This is a genomic window from Paenibacillus prosopidis, assembly GCF_003337375.1.
GTDB classification, from domain to species: Bacteria; Bacillota; Bacilli; order Paenibacillales; family Paenibacillaceae; genus Pristimantibacillus; species Pristimantibacillus prosopidis.
Genome location: NZ_QPJD01000003.1, coordinates 143,154 through 160,679, shown reverse-complemented (window position 1 = coordinate 160,679; position 17,526 = coordinate 143,154). Strand labels below are relative to the sequence as shown.

Sequence of the window (17,526 nt, the reverse complement as noted above, 5' to 3'; positions counted from 1 at the left end):
TCACTCTCCTGTTAGGTGACGAATGGCTTTAACCAATTCCTCAGGCTGTGTATTTTTTGAAGATAACAATTGAGGAGGATTTAACGGTCGAAATGCAGCAGCAGCATTGGCCTGCCCTTCATTAACGGGAGTTGTTTTCCCGTCCTGCAGCTGCGACTTTAACATTTGGTTCAAATCATCTGTCTCATCAGGAGTCAGCATATCAAGCTGTGTTCCTATGCCCTCATCCAATTCCGGCTGCTCCCCAACTATAGAGGGTGGCTGAAGGATGTATGTCAGTACCGCGCGCATTACAAACGCAAGAACAAAAAAAGCGATGAAAGCATACATACTTCGGAGCAGCATAACAGAAATCGGGTTGTTCCCGATTGAGAAAGCTACCGTAAGTACAGTGCCGATGAACCCAAATACGACATTCCATCGCCATGTTCCGAGCATATCAAATCTCCTTTGTACCAAACTGCACACTTCTAATCGACAACATACCGCTATTGCTGTCAAACTCAACTGTTCTTCCGAAGCTTCCGCCGGTATCCTGTGAAATAATCGGTATTTTAAATTTGCTCAGCATTTCCGTGCATGATTCCACGTTGCGAGGGCCGATTCTAAGAGAATCGGATTGGCCTGACATGGCAAACATTTGAGCGCCGCCTGCCATTTTTGCTTTCATCCGTTCTACATATGCGCCGGCTGCAATCATTCGATCAAGCAGCTCAGGAATAGCTGTATCGGCATATTTAGCCAAATTCATTTTGGTCTCGCGGGCAATCTCTGAGGACGGCAGCATGACATGCGCCATACCGGCAATTTTGCGTATCGGGTCATACAAGGTAAGCCCGACACACGATCCCAAGCCGGTCGTTTTGAGAATTGCTCCATCTGTTGCAATATTTAAGTCTGCCATGCCAACCTTGACCAAATTTAGTTGTATCATTCGATGACGACTCCTAATGCCCTGAAAATTTTCTCGAACGATTCCGGATCAGGAATAAGGAAGAAGTGACCTTCAAGCGACTGGTGGTCTTCCAAAAATTTCGTTTCAATTAACAGGGCCGAGTCACCCATCTCTCCGTACTGCATTAAACCATAGCTTAATATAGCGCCTGCCATGTCAACCGCAATTGCTGGAACAGATGGTGCCATCGATAAATGCGTAAAATCAGCCAGCGATGACAAGTACGAGCCGGCTAAAATATTACCAATTTCGCAAAGCGCTGACAGCTCCATTTCGGAGTAGCCGTCCTGCTGATTAATATTCATCGACAGCAGCTGGTTTAAGATCCGTTTGGCGGACTCTTCTTCAATAATAAAAAACATGTTGCCGGGTGCATCTCCTTCTACCCGAAGAAACACCGCTATGACGATTTGCTCCGATCCGCCAACCCGTTCAGCAATCTCTTCGAACGGAAGCAAGCTTACTCTGGGAACAGCCATATCAACCTGCTTGTCCAACAATCGTGACAGTGCTGTGGCAGCATTACCTGCTCCGATATTGCCGACTTCTTTCAGAACATCAAGTTCAAAGGCTTCAAAGCGGCTAAATATACTCACTGCTACACCTCTAATTGCTCTAATTGTATGATCTCATTTTTGTTCAAAACTTCTGATAAATTAAGCATGATGAGCAGTCGTCCTTCACCAAGCTTTGCAATGCCCCGTAAGTATTTCGCCTTAATGCCGCCGACAATTTCTGGCGGGATATCGATACTGTCAGTATCGATATCAATAACATCATTCGCTGAGTCTACGATAAAACCAACCTCCATATCAGCGACAGCTACAACTATTATTCTTGAGTTTTCAGTAGCTGTCGTCTCCGACAAGTTAAAACGGCCGCGCAAGTCGATAACAGGCACTACGATACCCCGCAGGTTAATAACGCCTTTAATAAAAGCTGCTGTTTTTGGGACGCGTGTAATCGGAGACAGTCTTTCAATCGTGCGAACCTTATCCACTTCAATTCCGTACTCTTCGTTGCCTAGTGCGAACACGATAACTTTTAATTCTTCTCCCATCGTAAAAACCTCCCTATTTGATAAGTGCACTCGGATCAATGATTAATGCAACATAACCGTCGCCAAGAATGGTTGCGCCAGAGATCGCCTCGATGTTCGTTAAATATGTCCCTAGCGATTTTAAGACGATTTCACTTTGTCCGATAAATTCATCGACCATAACCGCAGCCCACTTCTCACCTTTGCGTACGACAACTATTTCGGTCTCTTGCTCCTCATTTTCATTAAAATCGGGAGATTCGAGAACGCGGCTAAGGGATACAAGCGGAATAATGGCATTGCGGAACTTTATCATTTTATTTCCGTGAACATGTAAGATTTGCTCTTTACGAATAATGCCCGTTTCCACGATCGAGGATAAAGGAATTGCGTATTTCTCGGAACCTAGCTTGATAAGCATTGCCGAAATAATGGATAGCGTAAGCGGAAGCTGTACGGAAAACTTAGTTCCTCTTCCGAAAGCTGAGTCAATCGTTACGTTACCGCCTAATGAAGTAATTTTTGACTTGACAACATCAAGACCAACGCCTCGCCCGGATATGTCGGAAATTTTATCCGCCGTACTGAAGCCCGCTGCAAAAATGAGCATGTTAACTTCGTCAGGAGTTAGCTGCTTCGCCTGCTCTTCTGTCACCACGCCGTTTTTTATGGCTGTTTTCAGTACACGCTCGTGGTTAATGCCGCGACCGTCCTCTTCCACTTCAATAAAGACATGGTTGCCGCTGTGGAATGCCCGCAAATATATGGTGCCTGTCTCCGGTTTACCTGCCGCCAGCCGCTCTTCAACCGTTTCAATGCCATGGTCTACCGAATTGCGGAGCAAATGGACAAGCGGATCGCCGATCTCATCAATTACCGTACGGTCAAGCTCTGTATCGGCGCCCGTTATAACAAGATCGATTTTCTTGTCGAGCGACTTGGCCAGATCTCGAATCATACGCGGGAAACGATTAAATACCGAGTCGACTGGTACCATCCGCAGCTTCAGTACAATACTTTGCAAATCAGAACTTACACGTGCCATATGCTCAACCGTTTCAGTCAAATCAGTACGTTTGATTTCGCTTGACAACTGCTCAAGTCTAACGCGATCAATGAGCAATTCACTAAACAAGTTCATCAACATATCCAATCTTTCAATGTCAACACGAATCGTTCGCGAAACGTTTGCTGGTGCCGCTTGTACCGCAGGCGCTGCGGCTGCTGCAGTTTGCCCTTTGCCAGCCTCAACTTCACGTACCGCTTCTGCCCTAACCGCTGTTTCACTTGTCGCTTTAGAGGTTTCAACTGCGTTTGCTGCAGACGGATTGCTTAGGATAGCTAACGACTCTACATCCAACACAGTAACGACTACAGCTTCAATTTCAGAAATATTCGAAATTTGTCCCTGAAGTTCTTCCTGTGTCAAACTGGAAATCGTAAATACGGAGAAAGAAAAATCAAACTTCTCTTGTTCAATATCCTGCACGGACGGATCAGACTTAATGACTTCACCGTTTCGTTCCAGTAAATCAAAAACCATATAAGCGCGAACCGCTTTCAACAAGCAATTATCACGAATGGTGACTTGAACATGATAGACGTTATGGCCGCTTTCAATAGATTGCTGCAATATTGAAGATTGAAATTCATCCAGCTGCATCGCCCCTGATGCATTAGAAGGTGCTGCGCCAGCATTTCCTGCTGTTGCTGCAGGAGCTTGAGCAGCTTTGCTTGCACTATAATCACTTTTCAATATGACTTGTAATGATGCGACAATCGAAGTTACATCGGCTTTCCCTGTACCGCCAGCTACAATATCTTGAACCATCGCTTCAAGCGCGTCCAACCCTTTAAACAAGGTGTCAAAAATAAAGCTGTCCATTTTGAGCTTGCTGTTTCGAACAAGATCAAGCACGTTTTCCATCTCATGGGTCAACGCCGCCAAATCTTCAAAGCCCATCGTTGCAGACATCCCTTTCAGCGTATGCGCTGAACGAAATATCGATTGCACAATACTTAACTCCTCCGGATCGCTTTCAAGTCGGAGTAAATTTTCGTTCAATGATTGCAGGTGATCATTAGATTCATCGATAAACATCGACAAATAGGCATTCATATCCATTTACTAGCACCTCCTGTTAGTATTGTTGAGCGACTCTAGCCTATTCATTTCAAAACTGCATGTACTATTTGTGATGCAATGTGTTGCAACGGTAAAACATTATCGACATATCCGGCTTCAATAGCGGAACGCGGCATGCCATAAACGACGCAGGTTTCCTCTGACTCGGCAATCGTAGATTCGATCCCGCTATCTACCAATTGCTTCATCCCTTTTGCTCCATCACTGCCCATTCCCGTCATAATAACCGCATGCCTTTTTAAATCCCGGTACGGTATCAATGATTCAAATAATACATCGACGGAAGGTCGGTGACCGTTGCGCTGAGGCTGCTCCGTTAACGAAATGAGATAGCCGGAAGCATCCTTAACGAGCTCCATATGGTAACCGCCAGGAGCAATATATACAACACCCGCCAATACCCTCTCACCTTGCTCCGCTTCGACTACACGAAGTGCGCTAAAGCTATCAAGCCGCTGCGCTAAAGATTTTGTGAATTTAGGCGGCATATGTTGAACAACAAGCACCGGTGCAGGGAATGCTGCCGGCAGCGAGCTGATCACCTGATGAAGGGCCCTTGGTCCACCGGTTGAAGTGCCGATGGCGACTAGGTGACGAAATGAGGCTACCGGTTCTTTTGCTTTCTGGCTGCTTATAGAAAGCGGTACTGCTGCTTGCCTTGTTTGCTCTCGCGGTAGATCCCGGGTTGCCTGCTTCCGTGGTACAATTGCAGGTATTGAGCTGCTTGGTGCTGCCGGCTCCAACTCGTAACCTCTTGGCTTTGTATGTAAAGGGGGTGTCATTTGCTGCATCGGCTGCTTATCTTTAACCAGCGGCAGAATCGTTTTCTTCCGTTCCTTCGCTTTAGCCTCCTGCGTTGCTAATGGCTTATCCTCATGTTTTTGAGGCTCTTCTATTTCTGACAGCCGCGATTGTTCAATCTCATTAACAGCCGCTGCTCCCGTTTCCTTAATTGTAATTACGGGCTGATGCCGCTTCGTTAATACCGCAATCCGAAGCTTCTCCAGCAAATTTTCACCGACTTGGTTAATATCATTAGACACAGCGCTTGAAGGCTTTCGAATAAAATCGAAAGCGCCGAATTGCAGGGCTTTAATCGTCTCTCTCGTGTTATCTTCACTAATGCCTGAAAGCATGATGACCGGAATCGGATTGCTTTTCATAATAAGCTGAAGCGCTTCTATTCCGTTCATTAGAGGCATTTCTAAATCCAAAGTAACGGCATCCGGTTTCCACTCAGCGACTGCCTCAACTGCCTCCTTGCCATTCCCGGCCGTAGCCACGATTGTGAACTGAGGATCTTGGACAATTAAATCGCTTATAATCTTCCGCATAAATGCGGAATCATCAACAACGAGTACGCGATAAGGAGCCATGCTATTCCCTCCTCAATTTCAAAAGGATTATCTGGAGAACCTGAACATTTTATGCAAAAATCCTTTGACTCCACCGCTAACTGTATTGCTTTGAGGTATCTCGAGGAAATGTCTTGCAATCCTTTCGACAGCAACGGACGCTTCGCTTCCTGGATAGGCAACGGTAAACGGCACTTGACGCTTCACTGCTTTGGACACGTTGGGATCATCTGGAACAATGCCTAGTGAGGGCAATTCCGATTGAAGAAACCGCTGCGCAACCAGATTGATTTTGTCAGCCGTTTGCTTCCCTTCACGGAAGTCTGACGCACGATTCACGATTAGCTTGAAATGAACATCAACATCCATTGCTTTAACCATCTTGATTAGCGCGTACGCATCCGTAATGGAAGTGGGTTCAGGCGTTGTAACGACGATCGTTTCCTGGGCGGCGGTAATAAACTTAACCGTTTCCTTGGATAATCCCGCCCCCGTATCGAACAGGATGACGTCATATTTGCCGTGCAGCTTATTGATTTCTCCCGCGAAGCCATCTAATTGCTCCGCCGATAAATCTAAAAGATCCTTAAAGCCGGAACCGCCTGCAATAAAGTTCAGTCCTTCAGGACCTTCCTGTACGATGTCCCAAATCGTTTTTTCCTGCTTCAGCAAATGGTACAGGTTGTAGGATGATGAAACCCCCATTAGTACATCGATGTTAGCCATACCGATGTCTGCGTCAAAGACAAGCACTTTTTTTCCCAATCGCTGAAGCGATAATGCAAAATTAAGACTGAAATTCGATTTTCCTACGCCGCCTTTACCGCTGGTTACGGTAACCACGCGGGTCGTTCGTCCTTCTTCCCGAAGTTCTTGCTGCTTGATTAAATGGCGTAACGCTTCAGCTTGATCATTCATCGGCTGCTGCTCCCTAACAAATGCTGAATATACGTTTCGATTTGAAATCTGTCGATATCATCCGGTACGGTCTGACCGCTTGCCAAATAAGTAGGATACATCTCAAAATTCATAATCAAATTGAAAATCGCCCCGTACACTGATGTTTCATCAAGCTTCGTGAACAATACCTTCCTAACGCCGTATTTGCTAAAATGATCCGCAACTGCCGCCATATCCTTCGTCTTGCCTGTCAAGCTTAGTACGAGTACAGTTTCACTGTCCTCACTTGTATGTAATAAACTATTAACTTCGGATACATGAAGCTCGCTTCGGAAGTTGCGTCCTGCAGTATCCATATAAATTAATTCACGTTCTTCCAGCTGCTTAAAGGCTCTCGGTAAATCCATGGGCGAGAAAACAACCTCTAACGGAACATTCAGAATGTTTGCATAAGTTCGAAGCTGGTCGACGGCAGCAATCCGGTAGGTATCGGAAGTAATGAAGCCTACCTTACGTCCTTGCTTAATCGTTTGCTCTGCAGCAAGCTTTGCAATGGTTGTCGTCTTGCCGACACCGGTTGGACCGACAAAATGTACGACACGTACAGCGCTGCTTATTCCTATACCGCCGTATGGTCGCAGCCAGTCTTCCAGCTGTTCAGCCGCAAGCTGCCAAATTTGCTCTTTTGTAAATTCGCTCTTCTGTTCCGTCTGCTTGTCTATAATCGCTTGGATCAAACGTTCAACCCACTGCATTTCCACTTCTTGTTCCAATAAATGCTCTTTAAGCTCGTAAAGTTGTTCTGACAATGCTGTGTGATCACCCTGCTGCTTAGAGAGCTTGACCATATATTGTCTTAAGTCTCGAATCTCATCGATTATGGACTGCTCTTGTTCAACTCTCCCTGTCTGCTTCTCCGCTGGTGTAACGATCGGCGGTTCCATGACTGCCGACGCCGTTCGCTGTACAGTATGTAATATTTGTTCCAGTGCCTCATTCGCCTGAGGCGATGCTTTACGCTGCGGCTGAGCGGGTGTATTCGCTTGATTCGATTCAATCGCTGCGATGACTTCCATCTTTTTCTTACTAAACATCCCCATGAATCCGCCGACTCGAATTTCCTTTGTATTCAATATAACAGCGTCCTTGCCTAATTCGCTGCGAATCATGGAAACAGCTTCAGGCAGCGCATTAACAACATATCGCTTCACTCTCATAAGTTCACCACCCCGACGCTTTGAACTTCAATGTTTGGCTCGAGCTCGCTGTAAGATAGTACAGGAACATCTTGCATGGTTCTCTCGACGATTTGCCTTAAATACATACGAATAGTCGGTGATGCGAGTACAACGGGCTGCTGCCCCGATTGAATTTGACGATTCACATGCTCATTCAGCTTTTGGTAAATCTGCTGTGTTGAAACAGGGTCTAAAGCGATATAGCTGCCTTGCTCCGATTGTTGAACGGATTCAGCAATTTTCTTCTCCAGCTGAGGTCCAACTGTAATGACCCGCAGTGTGTCTCCGCCTGATGAAAATTGCTGTGTAATTTGTCTGGATAATGCCTGCCGAACATATTCGGTCAAAATATCCGGATCTTTTGTGTAGTTCCCGTGATCAGCCAATGATTCAAAAATAGTAACAAGATCCCGGATTGATACCTTCTCCCGAAGAAGCTTGGCAAGCACCTTCTGGACATCGCCGACTGTTAAAATAGAAGGAATGAGTTCATCGATGAGCGCCGGATATGATTCTTTCACATTTTCCACAAGCATCTTCGCTTCTTGGCGGCCAATAAGCTCATGCGCATGGCGTTTAATGATTTCGGTTAAATGAGTAGCAACTACGGACGGCGGATCGACTACCGTATAACCCGATAATTCCGCCCGTTCCTTCATCTGCTCATCGATCCAAATAGCCGGTAAACCGAATGCGGGCTCTGTCGTTTCGATTCCGATTACAGAATCATCTTCGAACCCTGGACTCATAGCTAGATAATGATTCAACAGCAAATCACCGCGGGCAACGGTGTTGCCTTTAATTTTGATGACGTACTCATTTGGCTTTAATTGAATATTGTCACGTATTCTTATGACAGGAACGACAAGTCCAAGCTCCAACGCGCATTGTCTGCGGATCATAATGATTCGATCGAGCAAATCTCCGCCTTGCTGCGTGTCTGCTAACGGGATAAGCCCATAACCGAATTCAAATTCTATCGGATCAACCTGCAGAAGGCTGATAACACTTTCCGGACTTCGTACCTCTTCGATTTGCTGCTCTTCGACAAGCATTTCCTCCTGCTCCTGCTGCTTGTTGATCACTTTCTGCATACGCCAACCGCCATAAGCAAGCAGGATGGCGAAAGGCCACGTTCTAAAAGGGCCAATAGGCGTTAACCCCAACAGAGCAATCGTCCCTGCCGCAATAAAGAGAAGCTTCGGATATTTAAACAACTGTGAGGTGACATCCTCCGCCAAATTGCCGTCCGATGCCGCTCTCGTTACGATAAGACCTGCTGCTGTAGAAATGAGCAGCGCCGGTATTTGGCTGACTAGACCGTCGCCGATCGTAAGAATTGAAAATGTCGAAAGCGACTCGCCGAAGCTTAGGCCATGAATCGCCATACCGATAATAAAGCCGCCAACTAAATTAATGATGAGAATAATGATCGATGCGATCGCATCGCCTTTTACAAACTTACTCGCACCGTCCATCGCTCCATAAAAGTCTGCTTCGCGTTCGATTTTGGAGCGCCGTTCACGTGCCTGTGTTTCATTTATTAATCCTGCATTTAGGTCGGCGTCGATACTCATCTGCTTACCGGGCATCGCATCGAGCGTAAACCTCGCTGCAACCTCTGCTACTCGTTCTGAGCCTTTTGTAATAACGATAAACTGAACGACGACGAGAATGAGGAAAACGATAAAACCGATAGCGATTTCTCCCCCGCCAACCCAGCTGCCAAAAGTAGCAACCACTTCACCTGCTTCGGCATGAGACAAAATATTTCTTGTCGTTGAGACGTTCAAAGCTAATCGAAATAACGTTGTTATTAAAAGGATGGCTGGGAAAATGGAGAAGTCTAACGCTTCCCTCGTATTCATTGCAATAAGCAAAATCATCAGTGCCATTGAAATATTAAGTATGATAAGGATGTCTAGTAGAAGGACTGGGATCGGGATTATCATCATGAGCACAATTCCGATGACTCCAAAAAGAATAACAAGATCTTTTGCTTTCATGACGCCGCCTCCTCCCGTAGTATTATGATGATTTCACGCGCCCCTTCATTTTATATACGTATGCCAACACTTCCGCCACAGCTTGGAACAAGTCTGCCGGAATAACATCTCCGATTTCTGCCCGCTCGTATAAAGCCCTGGCTAATGGCTTATTTTCCATGGTAACGACCCCGTTCTCTTTGGCAATCTCTTTGATGCGAAGCGCGACATGATCCATCCCTTTAGCGATGATCTTTGGCGCCTCCATCTTTGTTGCATCATATTTAAGAGCAATTGCAAAGTGGGTAGGGTTTGTAATAACGACATCGGCTTTGGGTACTTCCTGCATCATTCGCTGCAGTGCCATTCTGCGCTGCCGCTCACGAATGCGTCCTTTTATGATCGGATCCCCTTCCGATTTCTTATATTCATCCTTAATGTCTTGTTTAGACATTTTTAAGCTCTTGTTATGCTCAAAGCGTTGATAGAAAAAATCAGCTAACGCAAGTACAGCTAAAACGGCTCCAATCTGAATGCCTAAAGTCACTGTTAAACCTGCGGTAAAGGTAAATATTTGTTGAATCGGCAAGCTGGCCAGCACCAATATGCGGTCCCATTCTTTCCATATGGCCGAGAATACTAAAATTCCTATAATTAGCAGCTTTAAAACGCTTTTTAAAAATTCAACAACCGTTCTCATCGAAAAAATTTGTTTAAATCCATTAATAGGATTGATCTTGTTAAATTTCATCTTGAGAGGCTCGCCCGTTAAGAGAAAACCAAATTGCACGACATTTCCTAGTATCGCGATAATAAAGGCTACCCCAAAAATCGGTGCTAAGATAAACAGTAATTCTAAAGTAATGTCTGTAAAAAAGGTCATCACATTACCTGTCGTTAACTCCATCAGCAGCCAATCCTCGAAGAGATTGCCGAACAGCATCAGAATATGCTGTTTATAAAAGCCGCCTAACATAATGAAGCTCAAAAAAGTAAACATCATTATTAATGTGCCCGGCAAGTCTGCCGATCTGGCAATTTGCCCTTTTTTTCTTGCTTCATCCCGCTTCTTCGGTGTTGCTTGTTCAGTCTTCTCCTGACTAAATAATTGAAGATCAAGCTCCAGGCGGTAAGTACGCACGGGTAGCAGCCTCCTATTGCCCGCCAGGCGGTCCTTGCACAATACCGAAAAGCTGCTCCAACGATTGAAACATGATGGAGAACAATCTCTCGAATATGCTTGCAAGACCTGGCATTAACAAAATAAGCAAAATCATGCCAATAATAAGCTTAAGCGGAATTCCGATAACGAATACATTGTATTGCGGCGCAGTCTTCGTTAAAAAACCAAGGCCTGCATCGGTCAAAAACATGGCAACGATTAAAGGTGCGGCTATTTGAATAGCCAGCAGAAACGTATTGCCAACGACGCGCGTCAGGAAATCGGTTATACTGCCGTTCATTAGCCTGCTAAACCACTCATTGGATAATGGCATCCATTCATAGCTGTCCATCAAACCGGTTAACAAGAAATGATGACCGTTCATCATCAGAAAGATGACGATGAGCAGCATGTACTTGAAGTTACCCAGAAGCGGAGCAGATGTGCCTGTATGAGGGTCAACAATGTTAGCCATTGCAAAACCAACTTGAAGGTCCATGACGGCGCCTGCCGTCTGGACGACCGAAAAGAATAAATAAACGACATAACCCATCAAGACGCCTATTAATATTTCTCGCAAAACAACAAGGACATATAAAGCATCCGGAACAATCGACTGCTTCATTCCGTATGTCAAAAACACGATGATCGAAATGAAAAAGCCGAGTCCGATTTTAAACATATTTGGTACGCCACGTGAAGAGAAAACAGGAACTACGACGAAAAACGCTGTAATTCGACAAAATATAAGCAAAAAAATAGGAAACCCCTGTACGAACGCATTCATTCACTCACAACCTAACCGATGTAATTATGAAGATTGTTCAGCAGATTGTAAGTGAAGTCGATAACCGTATTTAGAATCCATGGACCAAAAATGATAATGGACACGAAGACGGCTACAATTTTGGGAACAAAAGCTAGCGTCTGCTCTTGAATCTGTGTTGTCGCTTGAAATATACTGACGATTAATCCAACGACCAGAGCAAGAATGAGCATCGGCGCACTGGCTTTCAATACGACGAATACGGCCTCACTGGCCAATCCGATTATGAAATCAGTACTCATTAACAGCCCTCCTTGCTTTTGTCACGTGCTGAAGCTTAGCAGTAAAGATTTTACTATTAAATACCATCCATCAACTAAAACAAACAACAGCAGTTTAAATGGTAGAGAGATCATAACGGGCGGAAGCATCATCATCCCCATCGCCATCAACGTGCTTGCGACGATCATATCTATGATCAGAAACGGAATGAAGATCATAAATCCCATTTGAAAAGCTGTTTTGAGCTCGCTTATCGCATAAGCGGGAACTAGTACCGTTAGCGGAATATCTTCAAACGTTGCCGGCTTCTCGGTTTTTGTATAGTTCATGAAGAGTAATAAATCCTTCTCCCTGGTATGGGAAAACATGAACTTCTTCATTGGTATCGACGCTTGTTCAAACGCTTTGGTTTGTGAGATTTCACCTTTCAAATAAGGCTGAAGAGCCACGTCGTTTACTTGTGAGAACGTCGGAGCCATTATGAAAAAGGTTAAAAACATGGCAAGCCCTATGAGTACCTGGTTTGGCGGCATTTGCTGCGTACCAAGCGATGTTCTAACAAAGCCCAAAACAATGACGATGCGGGTAAAGCTTGTCATCAACACCATAATAGCTGGTGCAATGCTTAAAACTGTTATTAATAGGAGAATGGATAACGCACTCGTTCCAGGCGCTTCGCCGCCACCATCTCCGATGTTAATGGAAACGTCGGGCAGAGGCTCCGCAAATGCTTGATTGTGAAACAACATAGCAAGCAGCTGCACGGTAACGATTGCTATCCACCACTTATTTTTCATCATCCATCAACCGTTCGTTTGTTTTAGAGTCATGAAGTAACGATTCCAATTGTTGTTTGCGGTCGGCTTGCTGATTAAGCTTATTTTGTAACAGATGCTGGAAGGAAGACGCCGAATTCCACTGTTCATTTGACGGCTCTGGTCCAGTAACTTCGTTATGGCTGCGAATTTTGTTGAGCAGCTGTGAGATGACGTTTTGCGGCCAATTTGCTTCCGGTTGGCGCTCAAGCACTGCTATAACGGACTTTATCTGAGCAGGATCATCATACTTATCAATCAGCGTTATGTCCTCGCCAACTCCTACTATGTAAATGCGACCTGCAATTTCTACAACTTGAATCGAGTTATTTTGTCCAAGCGCAACACCGCCGAGTGAACGAAGCGAACGATTCGTTCCCCACGTCCGGTTGCGCTGGGACAACCATTTAATAACGAAAATGATAAGTACGATTACGATGGCGAGCGAGATGATGACCCAAATCAGGCTGCCCGCCAGATTGTTTGATCCCTGGAACACAATCTGTTCCTCATTGTTTGCGGTGCTGCCGTCTGTTGCGGCAGCAGCCGCAAAACCAGGCCAAATCGCCATTCCAAGAGCAGACATCATTGAAATGCGCGAATGTATGTTAAACATAATGTTTATCCTATTGTCCGAGAGTTTTCTTGATCGCTTCAATTACACGATCTGCTTGGAATGGCTTGACAATAAAGTCTTTTGCGCCTGCTTGAATCGCATCAATAACCATTGCTTGCTGACCCATTGCTGAACACATGATAACTTTTGCATTCGCGTCAAGCTTCTTAATTTCTTTCAGTGCAGAGATTCCGTCCATTTCTGGCATCGTAATGTCCATTGTCGTTAAGTCTGGTTTTAATTCCTTATACTTCTCAACCGCCTGCGCCCCATCTGGAGCTTCACCGACGACTTCGTAGCCGTTCTTGGATAAAATGTCGCGAATCATCATGCGCATGAATGCTGCGTCGTCTACGATTAGAATGCGGTTTGCCATCTTTTTTTCCTCCTAGGATGTTATTGCAAATTTTGAATTCGGTCCCATTGGCTTACGATATCGGTTACGCGAACGCCAAAGTTTTCATCGATGACAACAACCTCGCCTTTTGCGATTAATTTGTTGTTTACCAAAATGTCTACCGGCTCGCCTGCAAGCTTGTCCAACTCGATAATGGAACCTTGCGATAATTCCAAAATATCCTTAATTTGCTTCTGGGTCCTCCCTAATTCTACAGTGACCTTAAGCGGTATGTCGAGAAGTAAATTGAGGTTTGTTTCATCAGGCTGAACATAAGGAACGCCGCCAAAATTAGCAAATTGGACAGGCTGAACATTAACGTTACGATTAGCTGCATGACCATAAGTATGCGGCCCAGGAGGCTGCATCGGAATATCATAGCCAGCTGCAGGTGTTTGATAGGGCATAGAAGGCATTTGCTGAACTGGCGGAGCCATATTCATTTGCGGCGGCATCGCATGAATCTGCGCCGCTGCTGCCGTTTGCTGCATTGCCATAGCTTGTTGCTGTGCTGCTGGCGCCACAGGAGCGGCTGCAGGCGTCACAGCAGGTTGGACGGGTTCCTCTTCCGCCACTCCCATTAAAATATCAACCATTTGCTTGGCAAATGCGATAGGCAGCAGCTGCATAATTGTAGAATCAATAAGATCTCCTATCCTCAACCGGAAAGAAATTTTAATGAATAAATCTACCGGCGGCAAATGATCCAAACCGTCTCCGTTGTTTACATCTAAAATATCAATTCCTGGAGGCGAAATGTTAACAAACCGATTGAAAATAGTTGACATCGATGTTGCCGAGGAACCCATCATTTGGTTCATCGCTTCCTGCACGGCGCTAATATGTATTTCATTTAGCTCCTCTAGCGTTACATCACCTGTACCGCCAAGCATCAAATCAGCAATAATTTGTGCGTCCTTCGTCTTGATAACTAGCGAATTAATGCCTTGAAAACCGTCTACATATTGCACGCTAACAGCCACTTGCGGTTTAGGAAATATGTCCGGCAGCTCATCCTTCCTCACAAGAGTAACCTGAGGAGTTGTAATGTCGACTTTCTTGCCCAGCAGCGTAGAAAGTGCCGTTGCTGCGCTGCCGAATGTAATGTTGCCGATTTCGCCTAGCGCATCTTGTTCCAATGAAGACAAGAAATCGGATAGCATCGCTCCATTTGCGGCAGATTGCACCGGCTCCGGTTCATTGGAGGATTGGCGAAGCAATGCATCAATTTCCTCCTGAGACAAATAGTCTTTACTCGTCATAGTCTTCTTCCACTCCTTCGCTGACAATCTCGTCCACTTGAACGGCCAGCCGGTCCTTCACAGATCCCGGACTGCCTATGAACTTAAGCTTTTCTCCAACTTTAATTTTCAGCCCCTCATTGACCGTTTTATTCAATGATATGACATCGCCTACGTTTAATCCGAGAAATTCTTTGATCGTAAGAGCCGATTCTCCTAATTCGGCAACGATCGGAAGCTTTGCTTTACTTACCCGCTGCTCCAATATTTCAACCTCTTCCGGGGCGCGGGCTTTCTTCTGCGAAACGAACCAGTGATGAACAGATAGTCTTGACATAATCGGTTCAATAACAACATGCGGGATACATAAATTGATCATGCCTGTCGTATCGCCAATTTTTGTACTGAATGAAATAAGCGCGATGGTTTCATTTGGCGAAACGATCTGCATGAATTGCGGATTCGTCTCCAATGCTTCCATCCTTGGCGATATATCGATGATCGTTCTCCATGCTTCCTGCAGGCTTTCAAACGTTCTGCTGAAAATCCGCTCCATTACGATCGTTTCTATTTCAGTCAAATTGTTTATTTTTGAAGGTGCCGTTCCTTGTCCGCCTAACATTCGATCCAGCATGGCATAGGCCACGTTCGGGTGAACCTCAAGCACCATTCGACCTTCCAGCGGGTCCGCTTCAAAAATGTTCAAGATCGTCATTTTCGGAATTGAACGAATAAATTCGTCGTATGGCAATTGCTCTACATCCACGACATTAATCTGAACAAAAGTGCGAAGTTGCGCTGAGAAATAGGTTGTCAAATATCGCGCGAAGTTTTCGTGAATGCGGGTCAAACTTCGAATATGATCCTTCGAGAAACGAAGTGCGCGCTTGAAATCATACACACTAACTTTGCGTGTAGGCTCTTCCTTTTTTAAATCCTCAGCATCCATTTCCCCGGAAGATAACGCGGCAAGTAGCGCGTCAATTTCGTTTTGCGATAAAACATCAACCAATTATCTCACCTCCTTCGAGGAATATCGGCAATAACAATTAAAGTTCTGTAATAATAAAGTTCGTGATCTCAACCTTAACCAATTTCCCTTTTGGAATAATCGGATTTATTAAATTCAACAGCTTGGATTCAAGCGCATCTTCGCCTTGGGAGCCTTTAAGTTCATCAGCGGTCATATCCGCTAAAGTGCGGTTAATGATCGGTCTAACTTCAATTTCAAGCAGCTTATCAAATTCTTCTTTTGTTTTCTTGCTGTCAAGCTGGAAAGCAAAGCTAAGTACGACAACATATTCAGGATCTTTCAAATTTCTTCTGAAATCCTTTAGTTCAGACGTTACTTCTACCCGCTCATCGGCGGATAATACTTCCACTTCTATTGTCTCTGTTTCTGCCTTACTCTCTTTCGGATCCGTAAAAAATGATTTAAATAATATAATCGATACAATAGCGATCAGTGTAATGGCTAATAAAATGGTAATTAACCACGGTATCATCTTTTTCATGCTGAGGGACCCTCCGTTTGCTCACTCTTCTGGGCAGCCGCAATGAGGCCTATCGTACGAAGGTACTGCTGGTTTAGCAACAACAGCTCAGCTGACTTTTCCTTCACGACCAGCTTTTTGCCTGTCGTAAGCGTTATAACCGTATCAGCAGACTCTTCTATCACTTCGATTAGCAGAGCATTTATTATAACTTTTGTTCCATTCAAACGTGTTACGGTAATCATCAGTTACCCCCTCACACCTAGGGGAGGCTCCAAGCCTCCCGCTGGTTATGACTTACCTATCGTTTTAAGTTTACGACCTCTTGCAAGATTTCATCCGATGTCGTGATAATTCGCGAATTCGCTTGGAAACCGCGCTGCGCAACGATCATTTCGGTAAACTCTGCCGTTAGATCAACGTTGGACATTTCAAGCTGGCCTGCAATAATGGCCCCTGTGCCAAGCTCAGGATCTCCTGCGAATGTCAAAAAATCTTCGATTGAAGCATCCGGATTAGCGTTAGCCGTTACCCGGTACATATTGCCGCCCAGCTTCTCAAGACCGCTAGGGTTTACGACCTTTGCTACACCTAGTTGTGCAATCGCTTCTGTACCGTCGGCGGTAACGCCCATAATGGTTCCATCTTGTCCGATCGAGAATGCTGTCACCGCCTCGTCGAGCGTAATCGTTTCGCCTTCAGAGGTTAATACAAAATAACCATCGGATGTAACAAGCTGTCTGTTAGCGTCAAGCGTAAAGTTGCCTGCACGAGTCAGAAGCATTTCAGAATCTTCACTGGCTCTAACTACAAAAAATCCGTCGCCGTCAATGCGCAAATCTGTAGCTTGGTTAGTTGTCATCGCGCTTCCGGCAGTATGTACGGTATCAATAGATCCAATAGAGACGCCCAAACCGATTTGCTTCGAATTAACGCCGCCGCGCACGCCTTCTTCAGGCGCTGTAACGCCCGCGACCGTCTGGCTTAGTATATCCTTGAACATGACGCGACCTGCTTTAAAACCAACCGTGTTGACATTCGCAATGTTGTTACCGATTACGTCAAGCTTCGTTTGAAAGCCGCGCATTCCGGAAACGCCCGAATACATTGATCTCAGCATCGTTCGTAATTCCTCC

Annotated in this window: 20 protein-coding genes; all 20 read right to left on the bottom strand. The window is 45.2% G+C overall.

Annotation, left to right across the window (positions count from 1 at the left end; genetic code table 11):
• Genes DFP97_RS05575 through flgG form a run of 20 tightly spaced genes read right to left on the bottom strand, consistent with a single transcriptional unit; the run spans position 1 to position 17,510 of the window.
• A complete protein-coding gene (locus DFP97_RS05575) occupies positions 1–438 on the bottom strand; it encodes a hypothetical protein (RefSeq protein ID WP_114378998.1) in 438 nt (145 codons plus the stop codon).
• A gap of 1 nt (position 439) precedes the next feature.
• Positions 440–934, bottom strand: a complete 495-nt coding sequence (locus tag DFP97_RS05570) for a chemotaxis protein CheD (protein ID WP_114378997.1) — start codon at positions 932–934, stop codon at positions 440–442.
• Positions 931–1,551: a chemotaxis protein CheC gene (locus DFP97_RS05565; protein ID WP_114378996.1), complete on the bottom strand. Its 621-nt coding sequence runs from the start codon at positions 1,549–1,551 to the stop codon at positions 931–933. The genes DFP97_RS05570 and DFP97_RS05565 overlap by 4 nt, the downstream gene beginning before the upstream one ends.
• Positions 1,552–1,553: 2 nt before the next feature.
• Positions 1,554–2,015 carry a chemotaxis protein CheW gene (locus tag DFP97_RS05560; protein ID WP_114378995.1) on the bottom strand — a complete coding sequence of 154 codons (462 nt, stop codon included), beginning with the start codon at positions 2,013–2,015 and terminating at the stop codon, positions 1,554–1,556.
• Positions 2,016–2,028: 13 nt separating this feature from the next.
• On the bottom strand, positions 2,029–4,119 hold the full coding sequence (locus tag DFP97_RS05555; RefSeq protein WP_114378994.1) for a chemotaxis protein CheA: 2,091 nt from the start codon (positions 4,117–4,119) through the stop codon (positions 2,029–2,031).
• 44 nt (positions 4,120–4,163) lie between these two features.
• On the bottom strand, positions 4,164–5,516 hold the full coding sequence (locus DFP97_RS05550) for a protein-glutamate methylesterase/protein-glutamine glutaminase (protein ID WP_114378993.1): 1,353 nt from the start codon (positions 5,514–5,516) through the stop codon (positions 4,164–4,166).
• Positions 5,517–5,543: 27 nt separating this feature from the next.
• Positions 5,544–6,413 carry a MinD/ParA family protein gene (locus DFP97_RS05545; RefSeq protein WP_114378992.1) on the bottom strand — a complete coding sequence of 290 codons (870 nt, stop codon included), beginning with the start codon at positions 6,411–6,413 and terminating at the stop codon, positions 5,544–5,546.
• The gene (gene flhF / locus DFP97_RS05540; RefSeq protein ID WP_114378991.1) at positions 6,410–7,612 is read right to left on the bottom strand and encodes a flagellar biosynthesis GTPase FlhF; all 1,203 of its coding nucleotides are present in this window, start codon (positions 7,610–7,612) and stop codon (positions 6,410–6,412) included. Before flhF ends, DFP97_RS05545 begins: the two co-directional genes overlap by 4 nt.
• A complete protein-coding gene (gene flhA / locus DFP97_RS05535; protein ID WP_114378990.1) occupies positions 7,609–9,639 on the bottom strand; it encodes a flagellar biosynthesis protein FlhA in 2,031 nt (676 codons plus the stop codon). Before flhA ends, flhF begins: the two co-directional genes overlap by 4 nt.
• A gap of 22 nt (positions 9,640–9,661) precedes the next feature.
• Entirely contained in the window at positions 9,662–10,759 is a 1,098-nt protein-coding gene (flhB, locus tag DFP97_RS05530; protein WP_114378989.1) for a flagellar biosynthesis protein FlhB, read from the bottom strand.
• A 13-nt stretch (positions 10,760–10,772) separates the two neighbouring features.
• On the bottom strand, positions 10,773–11,567 hold the full coding sequence (gene fliR / locus DFP97_RS05525; protein ID WP_114378988.1) for a flagellar biosynthetic protein FliR: 795 nt from the start codon (positions 11,565–11,567) through the stop codon (positions 10,773–10,775).
• An 11-nt stretch (positions 11,568–11,578) separates the two neighbouring features.
• Positions 11,579–11,848: a flagellar biosynthesis protein FliQ gene (gene fliQ / locus DFP97_RS05520; protein ID WP_114378987.1), complete on the bottom strand. Its 270-nt coding sequence runs from the start codon at positions 11,846–11,848 to the stop codon at positions 11,579–11,581.
• A gap of 21 nt (positions 11,849–11,869) precedes the next feature.
• Positions 11,870–12,577, bottom strand: a complete 708-nt coding sequence (fliP, locus tag DFP97_RS05515; protein WP_425453498.1) for a flagellar type III secretion system pore protein FliP — start codon at positions 12,575–12,577, stop codon at positions 11,870–11,872.
• 37 nt (positions 12,578–12,614) lie between these two features.
• Positions 12,615–13,259, bottom strand: coding sequence for a flagellar biosynthetic protein FliO (locus tag DFP97_RS05510; RefSeq protein ID WP_114378985.1), 645 nt, complete (start codon positions 13,257–13,259; stop codon positions 12,615–12,617).
• A gap of 10 nt (positions 13,260–13,269) precedes the next feature.
• On the bottom strand, positions 13,270–13,635 hold the full coding sequence (locus tag DFP97_RS05505) for a response regulator (protein ID WP_114378984.1): 366 nt from the start codon (positions 13,633–13,635) through the stop codon (positions 13,270–13,272).
• 20 nt (positions 13,636–13,655) lie between these two features.
• Positions 13,656–14,918 carry a flagellar motor switch phosphatase FliY gene (gene fliY, locus DFP97_RS05500; protein ID WP_114378983.1) on the bottom strand — a complete coding sequence of 421 codons (1,263 nt, stop codon included), beginning with the start codon at positions 14,916–14,918 and terminating at the stop codon, positions 13,656–13,658.
• Positions 14,908–15,909: a flagellar motor switch protein FliM gene (fliM, locus tag DFP97_RS05495; protein WP_114378982.1), complete on the bottom strand. Its 1,002-nt coding sequence runs from the start codon at positions 15,907–15,909 to the stop codon at positions 14,908–14,910. The genes fliY and fliM overlap by 11 nt, the downstream gene beginning before the upstream one ends.
• A 37-nt stretch (positions 15,910–15,946) precedes the next feature.
• On the bottom strand, positions 15,947–16,411 hold the full coding sequence (locus DFP97_RS05490) for a flagellar basal body-associated FliL family protein (RefSeq protein WP_114378981.1): 465 nt from the start codon (positions 16,409–16,411) through the stop codon (positions 15,947–15,949).
• Positions 16,408–16,635: a flagellar FlbD family protein gene (locus DFP97_RS05485; RefSeq protein ID WP_114378980.1), complete on the bottom strand. Its 228-nt coding sequence runs from the start codon at positions 16,633–16,635 to the stop codon at positions 16,408–16,410. Before DFP97_RS05485 ends, DFP97_RS05490 begins: the two co-directional genes overlap by 4 nt.
• A 56-nt stretch (positions 16,636–16,691) precedes the next feature.
• Complete coding sequence (gene flgG, locus DFP97_RS05480) at positions 16,692–17,510, bottom strand: flagellar basal body rod protein FlgG (RefSeq protein ID WP_114378979.1); 819 nt, start codon at positions 17,508–17,510, stop codon at positions 16,692–16,694.
• Between the last annotated feature and the right edge of the window lie 16 nt (positions 17,511–17,526).

Coding starts and splice junctions, on each gene's coding strand:
- DFP97_RS05550 (WP_114378993.1), bottom strand. CDS start 5,516: ATGGCTCCTTATCGCGTACTCGTTGTTGATGATTCCGCATTTATGCGG.
- fliQ (WP_114378987.1), bottom strand. CDS start 11,848: ATGAGTACTGATTTCATAATCGGATTGGCCAGTGAGGCCGTATTCGTC.
- DFP97_RS05555 (WP_114378994.1), bottom strand. CDS start 4,119: ATGGATATGAATGCCTATTTGTCGATGTTTATCGATGAATCTAATGAT.
- flhA (WP_114378990.1), bottom strand. CDS start 9,639: ATGAAAGCAAAAGATCTTGTTATTCTTTTTGGAGTCATCGGAATTGTG.
- DFP97_RS05560 (WP_114378995.1), bottom strand. CDS start 2,015: ATGGGAGAAGAATTAAAAGTTATCGTGTTCGCACTAGGCAACGAAGAG.
- DFP97_RS05510 (WP_114378985.1), bottom strand. CDS start 13,259: ATGTTTAACATACATTCGCGCATTTCAATGATGTCTGCTCTTGGAATG.
- fliY (WP_114378983.1), bottom strand. CDS start 14,918: ATGACGAGTAAAGACTATTTGTCTCAGGAGGAAATTGATGCATTGCTT.
- fliP (WP_425453498.1), bottom strand. CDS start 12,577: ATGTTGTTTCACAATCAAGCATTTGCGGAGCCTCTGCCCGACGTTTCC.
- DFP97_RS05545 (WP_114378992.1), bottom strand. CDS start 6,413: ATGAATGATCAAGCTGAAGCGTTACGCCATTTAATCAAGCAGCAAGAA.
- DFP97_RS05575 (WP_114378998.1), bottom strand. CDS start 438: ATGCTCGGAACATGGCGATGGAATGTCGTATTTGGGTTCATCGGCACT.
- flgG (WP_114378979.1), bottom strand. CDS start 17,510: ATGCTGAGATCAATGTATTCGGGCGTTTCCGGAATGCGCGGCTTTCAA.
- fliR (WP_114378988.1), bottom strand. CDS start 11,567: ATGAATGCGTTCGTACAGGGGTTTCCTATTTTTTTGCTTATATTTTGT.
- flhF (WP_114378991.1), bottom strand. CDS start 7,612: ATGAGAGTGAAGCGATATGTTGTTAATGCGCTGCCTGAAGCTGTTTCC.
- DFP97_RS05505 (WP_114378984.1), bottom strand. CDS start 13,635: ATGGCAAACCGCATTCTAATCGTAGACGACGCAGCATTCATGCGCATG.
- DFP97_RS05485 (WP_114378980.1), bottom strand. CDS start 16,635: ATGATTACCGTAACACGTTTGAATGGAACAAAAGTTATAATAAATGCT.
- DFP97_RS05570 (WP_114378997.1), bottom strand. CDS start 934: ATGATACAACTAAATTTGGTCAAGGTTGGCATGGCAGACTTAAATATT.
- DFP97_RS05490 (WP_114378981.1), bottom strand. CDS start 16,411: ATGAAAAAGATGATACCGTGGTTAATTACCATTTTATTAGCCATTACA.